Origin of the sequence: uncultured Rhodococcus sp., from assembly GCF_963525155.1 — a bacterium.
Classification (GTDB): domain Bacteria; phylum Actinomycetota; class Actinomycetes; order Mycobacteriales; family Mycobacteriaceae; genus Rhodococcus_F; species Rhodococcus_F qingshengii.
This window is the reverse complement of record NZ_CAURKP010000101.1, coordinates 1-19465: the sequence shown is the minus strand read 5'-3', so window position 1 is coordinate 19465 and position 19465 is coordinate 1. Positions and strand designations below refer to the sequence as shown.

16 protein-coding genes are annotated in these 19465 nt (G+C 64.3%); 1 reads left to right on the top strand and 15 read right to left on the bottom strand.

Translation table 11 applies throughout. From position 1 onward, the window contains the following. From RWT78_RS19000 to RWT78_RS18940, 13 genes are all read right to left on the bottom strand, one after another. The coding region (locus RWT78_RS19000) for a nucleoside hydrolase (protein WP_314677288.1) at positions 1-763 on the bottom strand (763 nt) is incomplete at its 3' end. Then, positions 756-1232, bottom strand: coding sequence for an OsmC family protein (locus RWT78_RS18995; protein ID WP_007727816.1), 477 nt, complete (start codon positions 1230-1232; stop codon positions 756-758). The genes RWT78_RS18995 and RWT78_RS19000, both read right to left, overlap by 8 nt. Before the next feature lie 31 nt (positions 1233-1263). Further along, positions 1264-2577 (bottom strand): CoA transferase, encoded by a 1314-nt coding sequence (locus RWT78_RS18990; RefSeq protein WP_314677284.1) that lies wholly within the window; start codon positions 2575-2577, stop codon positions 1264-1266. 18 nt (positions 2578-2595) lie between these two features. After that, complete coding sequence (locus RWT78_RS18985; RefSeq protein ID WP_314677282.1) at positions 2596-3474, bottom strand: 3-methyladenine DNA glycosylase; 879 nt, start codon at positions 3472-3474, stop codon at positions 2596-2598. Positions 3475-3477: 3 nt separating this feature from the next. Then, positions 3478-4566 carry a hemolysin family protein gene (locus RWT78_RS18980; protein WP_003944826.1) on the bottom strand — a complete coding sequence of 363 codons (1089 nt, stop codon included), beginning with the start codon at positions 4564-4566 and terminating at the stop codon, positions 3478-3480. Further along, on the bottom strand, positions 4559-5941 hold the full coding sequence (locus RWT78_RS18975) for a hemolysin family protein (protein ID WP_003944847.1): 1383 nt from the start codon (positions 5939-5941) through the stop codon (positions 4559-4561). Before RWT78_RS18975 ends, RWT78_RS18980 begins: the two co-directional genes overlap by 8 nt. Before the next feature lie 311 nt (positions 5942-6252). Further along, the gene (locus tag RWT78_RS18970) at positions 6253-7689 is read right to left on the bottom strand and encodes a GuaB1 family IMP dehydrogenase-related protein (RefSeq protein WP_020969620.1); all 1437 of its coding nucleotides are present in this window, start codon (positions 7687-7689) and stop codon (positions 6253-6255) included. A gap of 3 nt (positions 7690-7692) precedes the next feature. After that, positions 7693-8574 carry a DMT family transporter gene (locus RWT78_RS18965; protein WP_003944968.1) on the bottom strand — a complete coding sequence of 294 codons (882 nt, stop codon included), beginning with the start codon at positions 8572-8574 and terminating at the stop codon, positions 7693-7695. 4 nt (positions 8575-8578) lie between these two features. Further along, complete coding sequence (locus RWT78_RS18960; protein ID WP_314677268.1) at positions 8579-10081, bottom strand: DEAD/DEAH box helicase; 1503 nt, start codon at positions 10079-10081, stop codon at positions 8579-8581. 62 nt (positions 10082-10143) lie between these two features. Beyond that, complete coding sequence (gene gndA, locus RWT78_RS18955) at positions 10144-11601, bottom strand: NADP-dependent phosphogluconate dehydrogenase (RefSeq protein ID WP_007730904.1); 1458 nt, start codon at positions 11599-11601, stop codon at positions 10144-10146. 217 nt (positions 11602-11818) lie between these two features. Continuing rightward, entirely contained in the window at positions 11819-13786 is a 1968-nt protein-coding gene (locus tag RWT78_RS18950) for a DEAD/DEAH box helicase (RefSeq protein ID WP_161120773.1), read from the bottom strand. 261 nt (positions 13787-14047) lie between these two features. Continuing rightward, entirely contained in the window at positions 14048-15001 is a 954-nt protein-coding gene (locus tag RWT78_RS18945; protein ID WP_003944922.1) for a M56 family metallopeptidase, read from the bottom strand. A gap of 25 nt (positions 15002-15026) precedes the next feature. Further along, positions 15027-15440, bottom strand: a complete 414-nt coding sequence (locus RWT78_RS18940) for a BlaI/MecI/CopY family transcriptional regulator (protein WP_003944876.1) — start codon at positions 15438-15440, stop codon at positions 15027-15029. A 192-nt stretch (positions 15441-15632) separates the two neighbouring features. Between RWT78_RS18940 and RWT78_RS18935 the strand changes: the two genes are divergently transcribed. Further along, a complete protein-coding gene (locus RWT78_RS18935) occupies positions 15633-18206 on the top strand; it encodes a bifunctional lysylphosphatidylglycerol flippase/synthetase MprF (RefSeq protein ID WP_042450926.1) in 2574 nt (857 codons plus the stop codon). A 10-nt stretch (positions 18207-18216) separates the two neighbouring features. Here the strand turns inward: RWT78_RS18935 and RWT78_RS18930 are convergent, their stop codons facing one another. Next, the gene (locus RWT78_RS18930; RefSeq protein WP_003945031.1) at positions 18217-19068 is read right to left on the bottom strand and encodes an ABC transporter ATP-binding protein; all 852 of its coding nucleotides are present in this window, start codon (positions 19066-19068) and stop codon (positions 18217-18219) included. Beyond that, positions 19065-19465 (bottom strand): iron chelate uptake ABC transporter family permease subunit (locus RWT78_RS18925; RefSeq protein WP_314677259.1); only part of this gene is annotated, 401 nt, incomplete at its 5' end. The genes RWT78_RS18925 and RWT78_RS18930, both read right to left, overlap by 4 nt.

Sequence of the window (19465 nt, the reverse complement as noted above, 5' to 3'; positions counted from 1 at the left end):
CCATGTAGAACCGGATCGCGTCGGACATATGCCTGATCACGCTGTTGGACGCGGAACTGCGGACGTCGGGACCGTCGTCAGGCGAGATGATCTCTTCCGGGGTGCTCCCGGCGGCGTCGGCGAGCCGACGCACATGTTCGGGGAACATCTCGATGGAGTCGGTGACGTTGAGGCCGCAGATGATCGGGCGCCGGTGCGCGGGTACGACGGAGAACGCGTCGAACACCTCCTTGGCGGCGTGCGGATCGACCGAGACGTTCCACTCCGCGGTCGGCGTCGTGTTGCCCGGATAGTTGAACGACCCACCCATCACGACCAGTCGCTTCAGCAGAGACGGCAGATCGGGTTCACGTCTGATCGCCAACGCCAGGTTGGTGAGCGGCCCCGTCACCAGCCCGGTGAGTTGTCCGGGGTACTCCCGGACGAGATCCACCCAGAGGTCGGTGGCGGTTCGGACCGAGCGCTTGCGACCCGAATCGGGGAGGACCGCATGGCCGATTCCTTGCGGACCGTGAGTCTCCTCGGTGGTGCGCAACGGTATGACCAATGGCTCGCGGGCGCCGAGTGCAACCTCGATGTCCGGGGCGCCGCAGAGCGCAAGCCAGTTCAAGTTGTTGGCCGCGACCTGTTCCACCGGAACGTTGCCGGCGGTGCTCGCAATCCCCAGTATCTCGGCTTCGGGGCTGGCAAGGAGATAGAGAAGCGCCAACGAGTCGTCGATACCGGTGTCGACGTCGACGATGAGCTTGTGCATGTCACTCATCGGTGGCCACCAGGATCGTCGGGGAATGCAGGACGGGGAAGTTCACCGACCGAGCGATGAAGCACTTCGTGTGTGCGGGGCCGTGAAGCTCCTGGGCCTTCTCGACCATCGACGCCTCCGCGACCAACACCGTCGGATTCAACGTCACTTCGATGAACTGGCCGCCGCCATCGGATTCCTCGATCATGCTGCCGACCGGCTGATCGCTGTAGTCGAGTACGACGACCCCGGCGGCAGCTGCCAGCCCGAGGTACCAGAGCATGTGGCACTGGGCGAGGGAGGCAACGAGCAGTTCCTCGGGGTTCCATCGCTGCGCGTCACCGCGGAACGAGGGATCGGAGCTGCCGAGAAGTTCCGGCTTTCCGACCGCGGATATTGCATGATTGCGCGAATATCCCTGCGTGCTGGACGTTCCGGTTCCCAGATCGCCCGTCCACTGAAGGTCGAGTGTGTAGGTATGTGACTTCACAGGTCCATCTTGCCCTGAATGTGCCGGTCCCTCAGTGTGCCCACTCCGCGCGATCCGATCCCCACGGATGGGCTGGTTCGGGGTAGTCCTCGAACTCTGCCAGCGCGGGTCGTGCGGTGGTCACGTCGGCATGGTTGACGACAACCTTCAGGCCGGGAGCGGTCGGTAGACCGGGATGGACGGTTCGGCCGGGTGCGTCGAGAAGACGAGCGCCGGTGCTGGCCAGCGACACGTCGACGTCGCGGCCACGGCCGTCGTGCGAGCGCAGTGTCAACGCGTCGAGGATCCCCGCTGCCAGGAAGTATCCGGTCGAGTGGTCGAGTGCCTGCGCCGGAAGTGCGCCAGGGTTCTCACCGCCCTCGAGGAACGAAATGCCGGACGCGGCCTGCACAATGCTGTCGAAGCCGCGGCGATTCGCCCACGGACCTTCCCATCCCCATGCGCTGACGCGCCCGTGAATCAGGTGGGCGGGAAGATCCTGCCCGATGAGCGCTTCGAGTGCACCCGGCCGGTAGCCGGTGACCAGTACGTCTGCGGTTTCGAGGAGTTCTCGGAACGCTGTCGCTCCCGGCGAGGATTGCAGGTCGAGAAGCGCCGACCGCTTGCCCTGTCCACTGTCGAGGTGCTGCCATCCGATCTCGGGGATCGCCGGGGGATCGATCCGCAGAACGTCAGCGCCGACCAGCGCCAGGGCACGCGTCGCGACCGGACCGGCGATGACGCGGGTCAGGTCGAGAACGCGTGGGCACGTCGGATGCGTGCGGGGTTTTCCCTCGTCGCGTGCTCGGATGGATACCAGAGGCGCAGACCTCGCAGCTGCGCACTGCTCACTCAGGCGCCACTCGGTCTCGGTACGAACACGGACCGCGATGGCTCCGATCTCGGCGGCCTGCAGCTCGATCTCGATGGCGCTGAGTTCGGATATCCGTTGCGCCACTGCATCTTTGGGTGATCCATGATCGAGCTCGAGGACGGCGAGCAGGCGGTCGCGATGGTGCGGATAGTTGCCGTGCGTGCGGACCCAACCGTCGCGGGCGGCAAAGAACCCCGAGTATTCGGAGAATCCGTTGATCGGCTCGCCGCCGATCCGGAACAGTCGATCGCTCGAGAAGGACGCGGCGATGCGCTCGGGATCGAGGGTCCAGTGTCCGTCGCCCGGGCCGGTTGACCGATGAATCGCCGAGGCGAACGCCGCGACTGAGCCTGCAGCGAGGTCGAACACCGGCAAGTGCGCCGCAAGGAAACCCGCCGAGTCCGGGCATTCGATGTGCCCGCGTCGGTCGTCGGTGTGCACCCCGACGTCACGCTGGTATTCGTCGAGATAGAACCCGTACCCGTGATCCATGCGACGCCTTTCGGCAGTTCAGTGGCCGAGAAGCTCCCGGCACTTCTCTGCCAGCGTATCGCGGAGCGGCGCAGCACGATCCGCCAACTGTTGTTGCTGACGCACGTATTCGGCGCGGCCCGCGGGAGTTTCGATACGAATGGGGGAGTACCCGTACTCGGCGAGGTCGTATGGGCTCGCGCGCATGTCGAGTTCACGGGCCAGGAGCGCGTGTTCGAAGCACCGCATCACCAGGTCGGAATCGACGAGTGGCAACAATTTGAAGCTCCACTTGTACAGGTCCATACCGGCGTGCAGGCAGCCCGGCTGTTCGTGATCGATCTGAGTCTCGCGTGCAAGCGGGAGCGAGTTCTTGGGGGCCGCGTCCGGTGTGAAGAACCGGAACGCGTCGTAGTGCGTGCATTTGAGTGGCAGGGATTCGACGACCGCGTCGGTACCGGCGAACCCGAGTCGCAGCGGCACCGACTGGTGACGGATTGCGTCCTCGCCGCCGCGATAGACCATCGCCCATTCGTGGAGGCCGAAGCAACCCAGCACAGCGGGCCGCGCAGACGTCTGATTCAACAGATTCCACACGAATTGGACTGTGTGACGCCGACGCTCCAGCACTGAGGCCTCGACCGTCGCGGTACCCGAATCGTCGACGCGGTAGCCGGAGAAGGCTGCGTATTCGGCGGCGTTCTCGAGTGCGACTCCGTACCCGGGGTGCCAGCGGCGCAGTTGGGCGGGTTTGAAGTTGTAGTACGTGAAGAGGAAGTCGTGCACCGGGTGAGAGATACCGGCGCTACGACGCGCTCGGTGCGGCTCGACGAGCTTCTCCACCTCCTCGAGGTGAAGTGCCCGCCGAGCCGTCCACTCGCTCTGCGCGAGTGCGAGTGAATGCACCGAACATGTCATCGATCAGCTGTTTCTTTGTCCGGGAACAGCATCCGTGCCGCGGTGCGTGCCGTCGCGGACCGTTCCGACGTACTCCTCGAGGAGATCCTCGAGCGCGACGATACCGATCACCACTCCGTCAGCGTCCGTGACAGCGCCGAGGTGCGAGCTGGCCCGACGAAGGCCGGCCAACGCTTCGGCCAGCGGTGTGCTGAGCGGAACGATGGGCAGCGGCCGGATATCCGACGTCGGAACGACGGTGTCCGGTCCAGCGGCCTCGTCGAGCACCTCGTCGAGCACGTCCTTGAGGTGCACGTACCCAGCCAGCGATCCGTCGCTCGCTCGCACCGGGTAACGCGAGTATCCGGTCTCGATGACCGCACGCTCGATCTCACCCAGTGTTGTTCCCGACGGTGTGAGGGGAATGGTCCGCACCTTGTCGAGAGTGATCAGGACCTCGGAGACGGTCCGATCGGTCGATTCGAGTGCCTGCTTCAACCGCCGGTGTTCTTCGGCGTCGATCAGACCTTCGGATCGCGATTCACCGATCATCGCGGACAACTCCACCGCCGAGACCGTGACGTCGAGTTCGTCCTTGGGTTCGACGCGCAGGAGCTTGAGCACTCCGTTCGCGCACAGGTTGTAGAACGCGATGATCGGGCGAGCGATCTTGATGAACGCCAGATGCACGGGAACGAGCAGCATGGCCGTCTTCTCGGGGCCGGCCAACGCGATGTTCTTGGGCACCATCTCGCCGAGCAGGATGTGCAGCACGACGACGAGCGACAGCGCGATGGCAAACGAGATCGGGTGCAGCAATCCGTCGGGCAGGCCGACGGCTTCCATCGGCACCTCGAGGAGGTGCGCAATGGCGGGCTCGGCGACCTTACCGAGGAGGATGGAGCAGATCGTGATGCCCAGCTGAGCCGCCGCAAGCATGAGCGAGAGGTTCTCACCGGCCTTGATGACTGTGAGCGCCCGCTTCTTGCCTTGCGCGACCAGTGCCTCGAGGCGGTCACGTCGTGCGGAGATCAGTGCGAACTCCGCACCGACGAAGAATGCATTGCCGGCGAGCAGCACGACGGTGAGGAGTACACCGAAGAGGTTATTCATCGTCGGACTCCTTCTTGCTGTCGTCTGCGGATTCGGGTTCGACGTAAGCGGGGACCGGCGTGATGGTCACCCGGTCGATACGGCGGCCGTCCATGCCGGTCACTCGTGCGATCCACTTTCCGCGCGAATCACCGGACGAGTCGACGTCGGGCAATTCCACCTCGTCACCCTCGTCGGGGATGCGGCCCAGTTCGGTGAGCACCAACCCACCGAGCGTGTCGTAGTCGCCTTCGGGAGCGGTGTACCCGGTAGCCGAAGTGACCTCGTCGATGCGCAGGAGACCGGAGCACGACCATCCGTCGCCGACGCGCTGCACGTCGAGCTCGGGTTCGTCGTGTTCGTCGCGCACATCGCCGACGATTTCCTCGATGAGGTCTTCCATCGTGACGATGCCGGCAGTTCCGCCGTACTCGTCGACGACGAGCGCAACCTGCATACCGTCGGAGCGGATTCGCTCCATGACGGTGTCTCCGTCCAGGCTCGACGGCACGACGGGAACACGTTGAGCCAGACTGTCGACGCGCGTCGTGCGCCGACGTTCGGCCGGAACGGTGAACGCGTGCTTGATGTGTACGACGCCGACCGTGTCGTCGAGATCGCCGCGAACGACCGGGAAGCGCGAATAGCCGGTCCGCGACGCCGTCACGATCAGGTCTGCGACGGTGTCCGAGAGTTCCAGCGATTCGATCTTCACTCGCGGAGTCATCAGCTCTTCTGCCGTGCGGTCACCGAACTGCAGTGAACGGTCGACGAGCATCGCCGTGCCCTTGTCGATGGACCCGCGCTGCGCGGACGTCCGCACGAGGGACCCGAGTTCCTGCGGTGATCGCGCGGAGCGCAATTCCTCTGCGGGTTCGATGCCCAGGCGTCGCACGATCCAGTTGGCGGTTCCGTTGAGGCCGTTGATGGCCCACCGGAAGATCAGCGAGAACCCGGCTTGCAGGCCCGCAGTCGCGCGGGCGGTGGGCATCGGCTTGGAGATTGCGAGGTTCTTCGGTACGAGCTCACCGAAGATCATGGAGAACGAGGTCGCGATCACGAGCGCCAGGATCAAAGACGTTGTCGATGCAGCGGATTCACTGAGCCCGACGGCCTTCGTGACCGGTGTGATGAACCGTGCCAGGACCGGCTCGGCCAGGTAACCGGTGATCAGGGTTGTGATCGTAATGCCCAGCTGAGCGCCGGAGAGCTGGAACGAAAGAGTCTTGTGCGCGTGTTGAACCTGCCGCGAGCGTCGGTCGCCGCCACGAGCAGCTTCGTCGACGGTGCTGCGTTCGAGCGCGGTCAGTGAGAATTCGGCCGCCACGAAGAGGGCGGTGCCTGCAGTCAGCGCGATGAAGCCGACCAGGCTGAGAATGGTGAAAACGATGTCCATGTGTCATCGCCACCTGAGATGTGCACGGGGGCCGCCGGGTTTGTCTCCCGGCTCGCTAGAGGAGCCCTCCGAACCGGCGGAATCAGAAGATTCCTCGGATAAAACGACGGGTGTAGCGCCGGGTAAGTGTGTGGGTGCCTCGGGCACCGGGTTCCTTTCGTCAGAGCCGAGTAGTTCTCGGCTGTAGCGGGCTCGGTCGGGTCGCCGAAGGGCACCCGACCGAGTTTTGTTTTCTGTGTACGGATCCAATGATACCGGCGGGTGCCCGGGAGTAGGGACCCGAGCACCCGCCGACAGTCACAGAACGTGGTTCACCAACCAGACGGAAGCGGCCGTCCTTCGGCAAATCCGGCGGCGGACTGCACGCCCAGAACGGCCTTCTCGTGCAGCTCTTCGAGAGAGCGCGCACCCGCGTACGTGCAGGTACTGCGCACGCCGGAACAGATCTGATCGATCAGGTCCTCGACTCCGGGGCGCTCGGGATCGAGACGCATCCGCGAACTGGAGATGCCTTCCTCGAACAATCCCTTACGGGCGCGATCGAAAGCCGTTTCGGTGGCTGTGCGAGCGGCAACAGCGCGCTTGGAGGCCATACCGAAGCTCTCCTTGTACGCGTTGCCCGCCTGATCGACCTTGAGGTCGCCGGGGGACTCGTACGTGCCGGCGAACCACGAGCCGATCATGACGTTCGACGCGCCCGCCGCGAGGGCCAGTGCAACGTCGCGGGGGTGGCGAACGCCGCCGTCGGCCCAGACGTGCTTGCCGAGCTCACGTGCCGCTGCAGCACATTCCGCGACGGCCGAGAACTGCGGGCGTCCGACGCCGGTCATCATGCGAGTCGTGCACATGGCTCCGGGCCCGACGCCGACCTTGACGATGTCCGCGCCTGCGGCGATCAGATCTCGGGTTCCCTGTGCGGAGACCACGTTGCCTGCAACCAACGGGACGCCGAGATCGAGCGCCTTGAGGGTGGTGAGCGCATCGATCATTCTCTGCTGGTGACCGTGAGCCGTGTCCACGACGATCACGTCTGCACCGGCGTCGACGAGTGCCTTGGCCTTGGCGCCCACGTCACCGTTCACACCGACCGCCGCAGCGACCCGGAGTGCGCCGCGCTCGTCGACTGCGGGGTCGTAGATGCCGGCACGAATCGCGCCGGTGCGGGTGAGGACGCCGGCAAGAGTCCCGTCTTCGTTGACGATGACCGCCAGCGGATCATGCTTGGTTTCGAGCAGTTCGAAGACCTCACGCGGTGTGGCGGTGACCGGGGCCGTGACGAAGTCGGTGATCGCGACGGTACGGAGGCGAGTGAACCGATCGACATCCGCGCAGGCAGCCTCGGTGACGACACCGAGAGGCTTACCGTCCTCGACCACCACGACCGCGCCGTGAGCGCGCTTGGGAAGCAGCGCCAGCGCATCGGAGACGGCGTCGTCCGGACTCAGCGTGACCGGCGTATCAGCGACGAGGTGGCGGCTCTTGACGAACGCCACGGTCTCGGCGACCGCTTCGGTGGGGACGTCCTGCGGAATGATGACCAGTCCGCCGCGGCGGGCGACAGTCTCCGCCATGCGGCGGCCGGCGACTGCGGTCATATTGGCGACCACGACGGGAATGGTCGTTCCGGATCCGTCGGAAGAATTGAGATCGACGTCGAACCGAGAGGTGACCTCGGTCCGGTTAGGGACGAGGAAGACGTCGTCGTAGGTCAGGTCGTATGGGGGGCGTTGCCCTTCGAGGAACTGCACGTTTCACGAGCCTACCGTCGATTCCGCCGTAGCGCCCTCGGTATCGCGCGCTTGTGAGCGGGAGAGGGCGATCGTGGTCATGATCATGACGGCGACGGCGCACCCGATGAGAGCAATTCCGGGACCGTCGACGCGGAGGCGTTCGTCGAGCACTGTCATCCCCAGGAAGATGGCCGCGATCGGCTCGCCGATCGTCAGGGCGGGTAGCGACGCCGACAGCGGCCCGACCTGGAACGCGCGCTGTTGCAGGTAGACCCCGATTGCGCCCGAGGCGATCAGCGCCCACGTCTGCCATGCCGAAATCACCCCGACGACGCCGTGGCCGAGTAGGTCGGTGACGTACTTGGTGAATGCGACGGCGACGCCGTAGAAGATGCCTGCCGCGGAGCCGAGAAGCAGTGCGCGCCAGCCGCCGTCGAGTTTGGACAAGCCACCGACAGTTGCGGCCACGGCCACTGCGACCGTAATCGTCAGGGGCACAGCCCAATCCGACCATGGAGCGTTGCTGTCTCCCTCGGTGGGATCGCCGACGACGAGGAAGATCGCCAAGGAAATCGCGAGCATGATCGCCAGTGACCACGCGGAACGGGTGATGCGGATTCCCGAGAATTTGGCCGAGAGAGGCAGCGCGAACAGCAACGAGGTCACGATCAGCGGCTGCACCACCAACACCGAACCCAACGACAGTGCAACGGCCTGCATGACATACCCGCCGCCGTCACCGATCAGCCCGGCCCACCACCGAGGACTGCGAATCAATGACGCCACCAACGCCTCGCCCTCCGGAACCGCGGACGCCGCCCGTTGCTGAGCGACCGAAGCGCACGCGAAGAGCAGTGCAGCGAGAAGTGCGCAGAGAACCGAGATCAGTGGAAGATCACCCATTCCCTCAGTGTGCGCGCTTGCCCGCCCGATTTCCGGTAGACGGCTTTCCTGCGCCGGGTGCGCCGCGACGCGGGGTCAAGCCCTTGGACGCCAGACGCTCCGAACGGGTCGGGACCGGAGTGCCGTCCGCACGGATCTTCTTCACACTCTTCGGATCGGTGACGCGCCGCGAGGAAGCGGCGCGCTTGTCGCCGTCTTTCTTCATCCGGCCTCCGGCAGCGGTCCGGCCTGCAGTGTCGTGTTCCTGACGGCCACGCTTGGCGGTGTGCTTGACGGCAACCGTCGTATCGGGAGCCTCGACCGGAATTCCCGTCGGCTCCATCGCACCGGTGATGCGCGTGAGCTCCAGATCGTCAGGACGAACCCGCACACCGTGAACCTTGATGCCTGCCTGCTTGGTCAACTTCTCGACCGATTCACGTTCTTCGTCGGTGACGATGGTGACGACGACGCCTGATTCCCCGGCGCGTGCCGTCCGGCCGGCCCGGTGCAGGTAGTCCTTCGCCTCGGCCGGGGGATCGACGTGAACGACGAGCGTCACGTCGTCGACATGGATTCCGCGCGCGGCGACATCGGTGGCGACCAGGACCGGTGTTGTCCCGTCGGAGAACGACGCGAGGGTCTTGGTCCGATTGTTCTGCGTCTTGCCGCCGTGCAGAGCCCCGGCCGAGACGCCGATCAAATGCAGTTGCTGCGCAAGACGATCCACACCGTGCTTGGTCTTGACGAACATGATGGTCCGCCCCGCGCGCGAAGCGATATGTGCGACAACGGATCTCTTGTCGTCGCGGTCGACGAAAAGCAGGTGATGCTCCATGGTCGAGACGGTCGCAACCGGGGGAGCAGTCGAGTGCGACGCCGGATTGCGCAGGTAACCCGCGACCAGATCGTCGACCTTGCCGTCGAGTGTCGCCGAAAAGAGAAGACGCTGACCGTCTTTCGGAGTCGTGTCGAGAATCTTCGCAACCTCGTCGATGAAACCCATGTCTGCCATGTGGTCGGCTTCGTCGATGGTCGTGATCACGACGTCGTCGAGAATCACCGACTTCTGCTCGAGTAGGTCGAGCAGGCGCCCTGGGGTCGCGATCAGCAGATCGACGCCGCGGGCAAGGATGTCGGCCTGACGCTTGATCGGAACGCCACCGATCGCATTTGCCACACGCAAACCGATCTCGGTAGCGGCATCGTCGAGTGCCTTGTGGATCTGGATCGCCAGCTCACGGGTGGGAGCGAGCACCAAACCGCGCGGACGATTCCGCTTGCTCGCCCCACCCTTGAGGCGCACCAGCATCGGAAGCCCGAAGGCCAGAGTCTTTCCGGAACCCGTCGCACCGCGCCCGAGTACATCCCGACCGGCAAGAACATCGGGGATGGTTGCTGACTGAATGGGGAAGGGGGCATCGATGCCGCTTCGGCGCAACGCGTGCACCATCACGGCGGGGATTCCGAGGTCGACGAACGAACGCCCTTCGGTCGAGGTGGGCGAGTCGATCGTCGATTCCTGCATTTGTCCAGGCTACCGGGTATCGGTAGACGCAGATGACCGCATCTACCGATACCCGCTGTGAATCAGGCCTCGATTTCGCTGCGGTCACCGCTCCACAGTGTGTGGAACTTGCCCGGCTTGTCGATGCGCTCGTAGGTGTGCGCGCCGAAGAAGTCGCGCTGCCCCTGAGTCAGGGCGGCCGGCAGACGCTCCGCGCGCAGGCCGTCGTAGTACGACAGCGAAGACGCGAACGCAGGTACCGGAATGCCGAGCATCGTCGCGGTGGCGACCACGCGGCGCCAGCTGTCGATGCCTGCCTCGATGGCCTCGCGGAAGTACGGCGCCAGAATCAAGCTCGGCAGGCTCGGATCCGCGTCGAACGCGTCCTTGATGCGGTTGAGGAACTGCGCACGGATGATGCAGCCACCGCGCCAGATCGTCGCCAGGTCGGCAGGCTTGAGGTTCCAGTCGTACTCGGCGCTGCCGGCAGCGATCTGATCGAAGCCCTGCGCGTACGCCACGATCTTCGACGCGTACAGCGCGGCCTGGATGTCGGCGGCGAACTGCTCGGCGTCAGCAGGCTTGTCGCCGAGAGAGCCGGCAGCCAGACCCTGCGCCTGAGCTGCGGCGCGCTGATTGCGGCTACCGGACAGTGCGCGAGCAAATACGGCCTCGGCGATACCGGTGACCGGCACGCCCAGATCCAGAGCGGACTTGACCGTCCAGCGGCCCGTGCCCTTCTGCTCGGCAGCGTCGACGATGACGTCGACCAACGGCTTGCCCGTCTCGGCGTCGACTTGGCGGAGCACCTCGGCGGTGATCTCGATCAGGTAGGACTCGAGGGTGCCCTTGTTCCACTCGGTGAAGACGTCGGCAACCTGACCGGCGTCGTAGCCCAGAGCGTCGCGGAAGAGGTTGTACGCCTCGCCGATGAGCTGCATGTCGGCGTACTCGATGCCGTTGTGCACCATCTTGACGAAGTGACCGCTGCCGTCGGGGCCGATGTGCGTGCAGCACGGGGTGCCGTCGACGTGAGCGGAGATGGACTCGAGAAGCGGGCCGAGAGCCTCGTAGGACTCCTTCGGGCCGCCCGGCATGATCGACGGACCGTTGAGTGCGCCTTCTTCGCCACCGGAGATACCGGCGCCGACGAAGTGCAGACCGCGGGCGCGGATCGCTGCTTCACGACGGATCGTGTCGGTGTAGAGCGAGTTGCCGCCGTCGATGATGATGTCGCCGGGCTCCATGGCGTTCGCGAGCTCTTCGATCACGGCGTCGGTCGGGGCGCCGGCCTTGACCATGATCAGGACGCGTCGCGGCTTCTGAAGTGCGGCAACAAACTCCTCGACGGTCTCGGTGCGCACGAAATCGCCCTCGGAACCATGCTCGGCGATCAGGGCATCGGTCTTCGCGATGCTGCGGTTGTGCAGGGCAACGGTGTGACCGTGGCGGGCGAAATTGCGGGCAATATTCGAACCCATGACGGCCAGGCCGGTGACGCCGATCTGAGCTCGGGGTGATTCGGTGCTAGTGGTTGACATGCTTACAGCTTTCCCTCTCGGTCCGCGGCTGTGAAATCCTGCGCTGTGCGCGGCCGAAAACGGTGCGGCCGCGACGCGCGTGAACATCAGACCGTGCATACAAAACACGGATGCAGATCACTTTAATTGCAGTGACCTGCATCCGTCTCGATACAGCTTCCGGCACAGCCGGAAGGTTCTCAGTGTTCAGTTGTCGAGCCGCAGCTCAGCGCAGGTATTACCGCTGATCGCGCTTCGGGCCGTCGAATCCGTCATAGCTACGACGGTCGGTACGGCTGCGGAAGCCGCCACCGCTGGTCGAGGCTGCACGGTTGTCGCCGCCTTCGCGGTTTCCCTGGTATCCACCGGAGGAGCGGTTGCCCTGGTAGCCGGTCGAGGGGCGGCTGTCGCGATCGCCGTACGAGCGGTTGTTGTCACGGCTGCCCTGGTATCCACCACCGGACGAACGGTTGCCCTGGTATCCGCCGCGGCTCTCGCCGTCGCGGCTTCCCTGGTATCCGCCCGACGAGCGGTTGCCCTGGTAACCCGTCGACGGGCGGCTGTCGCGGTCTCCGTAGGACGGACGGCTGTCACGGTTGCCCTGGTAACCACCGCTGGAGCGATCACCCTGGTATCCACCGGAAGAGCGGTTGCCCTGGTATCCGCCGCGGCTCTCGCCGTCGCGGTTGCCCTGGTATCCACCGGAGGAGCGGTTTCCTTGGTATCCGGTCGAGGGGCGGCTGTCGCGGTTGCCCTGGTAACCACCACTGGAGCGATCACCCTGGTATCCGCCGCGGCTCTCGCCGTCGCGGTTGCCCTGGTAGCCACCCGAAGAACGATTGCCCTGGTATCCACCGGACGAGCGGTTGCCCTGGTAGCCGCCACGGCTTCCACCACGATCACCGAAGGAACGCTCGCCACGAGAAGAGCTCTCGCGCAACGGTTCTCCGGTCGGCTTCTTGGCACCGGTGATGCGAGCAAGTTCAGCAGAACCCGGGGTGACGGCAACGGCTGCGGCATTGACGCCGGCCATACCGGTCAGACGCTTGAACTGACGCTTCTGGTTGGGCAGCACGATGGCGACAACGGTGCCCTTCTCGCCGGCGCGAGCGGTACGACCAGCGCGGTGCAGGTAGTCCTTGTGGTCGGCCGGGGGATCGACGTGAACGACGAGGTCGATGCCGTCGACGTGGATGCCGCGTGCTGCGACGTCCGTTGCGACGAGGACCGGGGTGCGGCCGTTCTTGAAACGCTCGAGGACGCGGGTGCGCTGGTTCTGTGCCTTGCCGCCGTGAAGCGACTCGGCAGCGATGCCGACTGCGCGGAGGCGGTCGGTGATTCCCTCGCAACCGAGCTTGGTGCGGGCGAACATGATGGTGCGTCCGTCGCGGGCACCGATCTCGGCGAGAACGGAATCCTTCTGTCCACGATCGACGAGGAGAACGTAGTGCTCCATCGTGTCGACGCTTGCGCGGCCGTCTTCGGTGGAGTGGGTGACGTGGTTGGCCAGGAACTGACGAACCAGCGACTGGACCTCACGGTCGAGGGTTGCCGAGAACAGCAGACGCTGTCCGTCTGCGGGGGTCTCACCGAGGATCGAGCGAACCTCGGGCAGGAAGCCCATGTCCGCCATCTGATCGGCTTCGTCGAGTGCGGTGATTTCCACCGAGTCGAGGATGCAGGTGCCCTGACGCAGGTGGTCGCCGAGACGACCCGGCGTTGCGACGAGGACGTCTACGCCGCGGCGAAGCTGATCGACCTGCTTGGCGAACGGCGTTCCACCGACAGCGGGGCGAACCGTGAGTCCGAGTGCTCCGGCGTAGGAGTTGAGGGAGTCGACCACCTGGAAAGCAAGCTCACGGGTGGGGACGAGCACGAGTGCGCGGGGACGCTTGGCGGCCGGGCGATCTTCGTGGCGTGAGAGGCGGGTCAGCATCGGCAGGCCGAAGGCGAGGGTCTTGCCCGATCCGGTCTGTGCGCGGCCGAGAACGTTGGTTCCGGCGAGCGCGTCCGGGATGGACTGCGCCTGGATGGGGGACGGGACGGTGATGGAGTTGCGCGCCAATGCGGCAACAAGCTGCTCGGGCAGGCCGATCTCGGCGAAGGTGATACCCGGCTCGGTGGCGACTGCTTCTTCGGCAGCGGGGGTGTTGACGGTGGGGTCTTCGATGTTCTCGGAAGACGACATTTGGACAGCGTTGGTCACGCGGAAACCTCTCCGGACTACGGGCACGTCGCGGAGCGGAAGAAGCCATGCTGAAATACACGACACAGTTCGCAAAGGGACGAGCCAGGGCACATGTCACCTGGCAATCCGAACGCATACTGCGGGGAATTGGGCTGTGTGCCGTTATATGTTGACGGACCACGATGGTGGCCGTGGTCCACTCTACGCCACCGGGGACACCGAAGTCAGGTAGCCCCGCCTGTGACCTGCACTACTACACGGGGTTACGCAGGTCAAGACTCAGTATGCGTTGAAAAGCAGTCGAAGTTCGGTGAGCCAGGGCACAGCCACCGCAACCGTGGGAACCACGAGAATCGCGACCGCCCCGAGGTACGCAAAAACTGCGATGCGGGGATCTGCGTCGTCGGCCGAGAGGCGCTGCACCCGGATGAGCGTCGACGGGCCGCCCGCTGCCATCGCTCCGCGGGGCGCCGTCGATCCGGCACACGCGACAAGTGCCCGCGCGAGGGGAGTGGGACCGGTAGCCCGCACAGCTGAATCGTCGGCGAGCAACTCCACCAGTAGCTGCACCGATCCCAGGGCCGACTTGCTACGAACGAAACGGGGGAACGCGTGGTTGACGGCAGTGAAAGCCTCGAGGACCAGATCGTGACGAGCTCGCAGGTGGGAACGCTCGTGCGTCAGGATGGCTTTGACCTCGGCATGATCGAGGTTCTGCAGAGTGCCTTGACTGAGAACCACGCGTTGACGCAGACCTGGCAGGCAGTATGCGATCGGTTCGTCGACGTCCAGTACCCGCAGATCGGGTGTGCGTTCCACCGACGCGGGCATGGCGCAGTCGTCGAGAAGGTCCACCAACACACGGTGACGTGCACGGCGACGTCGGGTTCTCACAGCGACCTGGATGATCGAGAAGATCAGCTTCGCGCCGATCAGGAGCGTCAGGGCAAAAACAACCACGTACAGAATCCACAGCGGGAGCCCGAGTGCATCGATTTCGGCGGTCGGGGCCGTCGTCGGCCTACCGTCAGCGCCGGGAACGAGCAGCTGGCTGGCAATGGCCAGCCCCGAGCTGAATGCCGACAACACCGCAGCAATTGCGACGGCTTGCCACAGAACCAACGCCGCGCGTGGAGCGCGGTAAGGCCACGTGGAGCGGCTCAGGAGTGCGGGAACCGGACCGGCCAGCAACAAGGCAAGCAGTCCGAAAACCAGTGCAGTAGTGGCGTTCATGTCCTACACATCATGCACGACGAAATCAGTTCGGCCTAGAAATTCCGGGCTGGGCAGCCTTTTTCGCGGACTCGCGCACCTCGAGGGCAGCGAGCGCCTCGCGGAGAGCATCGGCTTCGTCAGCATTGACCTGTCCCACGAAGTGGACGAGCGCCGCGGCGCGACCGCCGGACTCCGGAGCCTGGGCCAGCGCGTCGACCATCAGACTCGCGACCAGTTCTTCGCGCTTGTTGACGGGAAGATAGCGATGTGCGCGATCGTCACGCTGCTGAATCACCAGATGCTTCTTCGCCAGGCGCTGCAGAACGGTCATCACCGTCGTGTACGCCAATTCGCGATGCGTCGCGAGTGCTTCATGCACCTGTCGCACAGTTTGCGGTTCCGATGTGGACCACAAATGATCCATCACCGCGCGTTCGAGTTCACCTAGACCTGCCATTCTTCGATTCTACGGACTTCCACGACGAAATACGTACTACTGGTAGTAGTAACCACCTCGGTGGGGGTGTGGTATTGGCCATAGTGATCTGCGTGACGGTTACGGTGGTGTGAGACGACGGAATTCCCGACAATGACGATGCCCGATAATTGCAAGCCAAACAGTCGATCCGCAGAAAGTAGCCGCACGTAGATGACGATCGACAGTTCGCCGGGCACCGAAGAATCGACATCACGGGCGCGGGTAGTCACGCAGAAAGCTGCCGGCATCATCCGTTTCGGCATTCGCGACGCACCGTTGACGGTCGTTCTACTTCTCACCATGTGGATCGTGGGTGCCGCAACCGGCAGCCTCGTTCACGGACCGTCCCGCGATCTCGAGCACACGATCGGTGCCGGCATGGGCTCGATCCAGCACGGCCGCATCTGGACTCCGCTCACGTCGGTGCTGTGGGCAGGAAACCTGCTCGGGTACCTCGGCGCGACCGTGCTCCTGATCGCAGTCGCCGCACCCCTCGAACGCCGAATGGGAACGATCAAGCTTGCGATCGCCGGCGCAAGCACTCAAATCTTGGGAGTCCTGCTCGGGCTCGGCTGGGCGTCGTTTGCGAAGGTGTTCGATTCCAGTTGGGGATTCCGCCTCCACGTGGGCTCCGCGGTCGGAGCCAGTGCATGGATCGTCGGCGCTGCGATGGCCGCCAGCTCGAACATGGGCACCCTGTGGCGCCGTCGCATTCGCGTCGGAACTTTGGCGTTGACGATCACTTTGGCCTTGTTCAGTGGTCAGCTGCAAGACGTCATCCGATTCTTTGCCGCTGTGGTGGGTTTGGTGATCGGACAGTGGATCGTCGGACGATCGGCGCGCGGTGAGCGCATTGCCGGGACACAGCGAGAGGGTCGCGTCCTGGTCGCCATCGTCGTCGCGGCGAGTGCGATCGGCCCGATGATCGCCGCATTGTCCCCGCAGGCGGTCGGCCCACTCGCGGTCCTCCGTGACCTCTTCCGCGGAGTTCCCTGGACTGTCGCCGAGGTTCGAGAACTGTGCGAGGAGTCGTCGTCGGATCCGGACTGCCGACGAGGACTCCTCGAGCTCAGACTCTCCGGTATCGGCCCGACTCTGCTCTCGCTGATGCCGTCGATCTTCGTTCTCGTGTTGAGTGACGGGCTCCGTCGTGGCCGCAGATTCGCCTGGATTGCGACAGTGTGTGCTCAGGTCGTCCTACTCGTCCTCTCGATCGGGAACTTCGTCATCAGGTTCGTCGACGCCGTCGACAGTGACAGCTTGTTCTACGGAATCAGCGATCCGAACGTGTACCGAACTCTGGTGCCGTTCCTGACACCGCTCTTCGTACTGATCCTGCTGATCGCGACACGTCGATACTTCGACGTCGCGGCCCCGGCCAAGACATACCGACGTCTCGGTGCTGCGATCGTGACCTTGCTCGCGGTCCTCGCCGTGATCTACGTCGGCGGCGGAATGCTCGCCAGGCACGGGTTCGATCGCGAGCCCACCGTAACGATGTTGCTCGCGGACTTCCCTCAGCGCCTTGTACCGCCCGTGTACCTGCAGTTGATCGATCCGCGTCTGCTTCCCGTGGACATCGAGTCGACGTTGCTCTTCGAGTGGACCGGCGTCGTGTTCTGGGGCGTCGCCGCCGTGTTGGTGTTCGTGAGTTTCCTCAAGCCGGTCAAGACCGCCGATCCCAAAGCCGCCGAACGAGCGCGATCCATGTTGATCGCCGGTACCGGCAGCCCGTTGTCCTGGATGACGACGTGGAAGGGAAACACATACTGGTTCAGCGCGGACGGTTCGAGTTACGTCGCGTATCGCGTCATCGCCGGTGTTGCTCTCACAACCGGTGATCCGGTCGGTCCTCCAGATCGCATGCGCACGGCGATCGAGGAGTTTGCCGAGTTCGCGTCGTCGAACGGTTGGATTCCCTGCTTCTATTCAGTGACCGACGACGCCCGAAGCATCACTGATTCCATGGGCTGGAGCGGCCTGCAGGTCGCCGAGGAAACCGTGCTCGACCTCGGACAGGTCGCGTTCACAGGAAAGCGGTTCCAGGATGTGCGAACAGCACTGAACCGGGCGAAGAAGTCCGGGATCACGGCCGAGTGGATTTCCTTCCCTCATGCACCTCTCGCGATCAAGGATCAGATAGTTGCGATCTCGGAGGAATGGGTGGCGGACAAGGGGATGCCCGAGATGGGATTCACCCTCGGCGGACTCGACGAGGTCGACGACGAACAAGTGCGGTGCCTGATCGCCGTCGACGAGGATCGCACCGTGCACGGTGTCACGTCGTGGCTACCGGTGTACCGCGACGGCAAAGTCGTCGGGTGGACACTCGACTTCATGAGGCGACGCTCCGAAGGATTCCGTCCCGCGATGGAGTTCCTCATCGCCTCCGCTGCACTGAAATTGGAGGAGGAGGGCGTCGAGTTCCTCAGTCTGTCCGGTGCACCGTTGGCAACAATCGCGGGTGATTCCGAGAGGAATGCGAACGAACCGGAGGCCACGACTTTCTCGGCGATGATGGACAGCGTGCTCGACCTACTCGGTCGCACCCTGGAACCGGTGTACGGATTTCGTTCGCTGTTGGCCTTCAAATCGAAGTTCCAGCCTCGGTACGTGCCGATGCACATGACCTTCGCCGATCCAGCCGCGTTGCCGAGCATCGGGAACGCGGTCGGACGGGCGTACCTGCCAACCGTGACGATCGGTCAAGGATTCAAACTTGTTCGGACGATTCTGGGTCGCTGATTCGCGATCGTCACGCAGGCTTTGCCGGCCCGCCGACGGCGCCGAACACGTGCCGGGTACCGATCGGAACGATCAGCGGCCGATCCGAGACGGGATCGTCGATGACCGCAGCTTCGAGACCGAACACCTCGAGCAGAAGTTCCGCGGAAATGATGTCCTTGGGGACACCAGAAGCGACGACGGCGCCGTCGCGCATCACGATCAGATGATCGCTGTATCTGACCGCGAGATTGAGGTCGTGCAGCACCATCACCACGGTGCGCCCCATTTCCTCGTGGAGTTGATCCACCAGGTCGAGGACTTCCATCGAGTGCGCGAGGTCCAGATAGGTAGTCGGTTCGTCGAGAAGCAGAATGTCGGTTCCCTGGGCGAGAGCCATCGAGATCCAGGCGCGCTGGCGCTGACCGCCGGACAATTGATCGACGGGTCGATCGGCGAGATCCGAGACACCGGTCAGCTCCAGCGCTTCGGCGACCTCGCCCTCGTCGTCCGCGGACCACTGCCTGATCCACGACTGGTGCGGGTGGCGCCCACGTGAGACCAGATCGGCGACGGTGAGTCCTTCGGGCGCAACTGGAGTCTGGGGGAGCATTCCGAGCACCCGTGCGACTTCCTTGGTCTTCATCGAACTGATCGCCTTGCCGTCCAGGACAACCGATCCGCCCTTGGGCTTGAGCAGACGACCGAGCGCACGCAGGAGCGTCGACTTGCCGCAACCGTTGGGGCCGATGACCGTCGTGATCACGCCGGTAGGGATCTCGAGATCGAGTCCGTCGACGATGATGCGGTCCCCGTACCCGAGCGTCAGGTTCTTGGCGACGAGACGCGAAGGAGTATCGGTGGACTGGGCGATGGTGGTCATGCTGTGACCTTCCGATTGTTACGAACCAACAGGTAGAGCAGGAACGGACCACCAAGTGCGGAAGTCACGATTCCGACGGGGAGTTCCACAGGCAGAATTGTTCGAGCGATGACGTCGCTGCCGACCACCAGTACAGCACCGGTCAGCGCGGACGCCACGATGGGCGGGCCGGCAGAGCGCACCAGACGCATGGCGACCTGTGGCGCAGCCAGGGCGACAAAGCCGACCGGACCTGCTGCGGCGGTTGCGATGGCGGCCAGCGCCACGGCGGAAGTATCGGAGCCGCCGCGTCCCAGCGTGGTGATGTTGCCCTCGGCATCTACGCCTTGGAAACCGGCCACAATCACCACTTTGCCTGCCGCCAAATCAGCACGCATTTTGGCATCGTCGATGTATT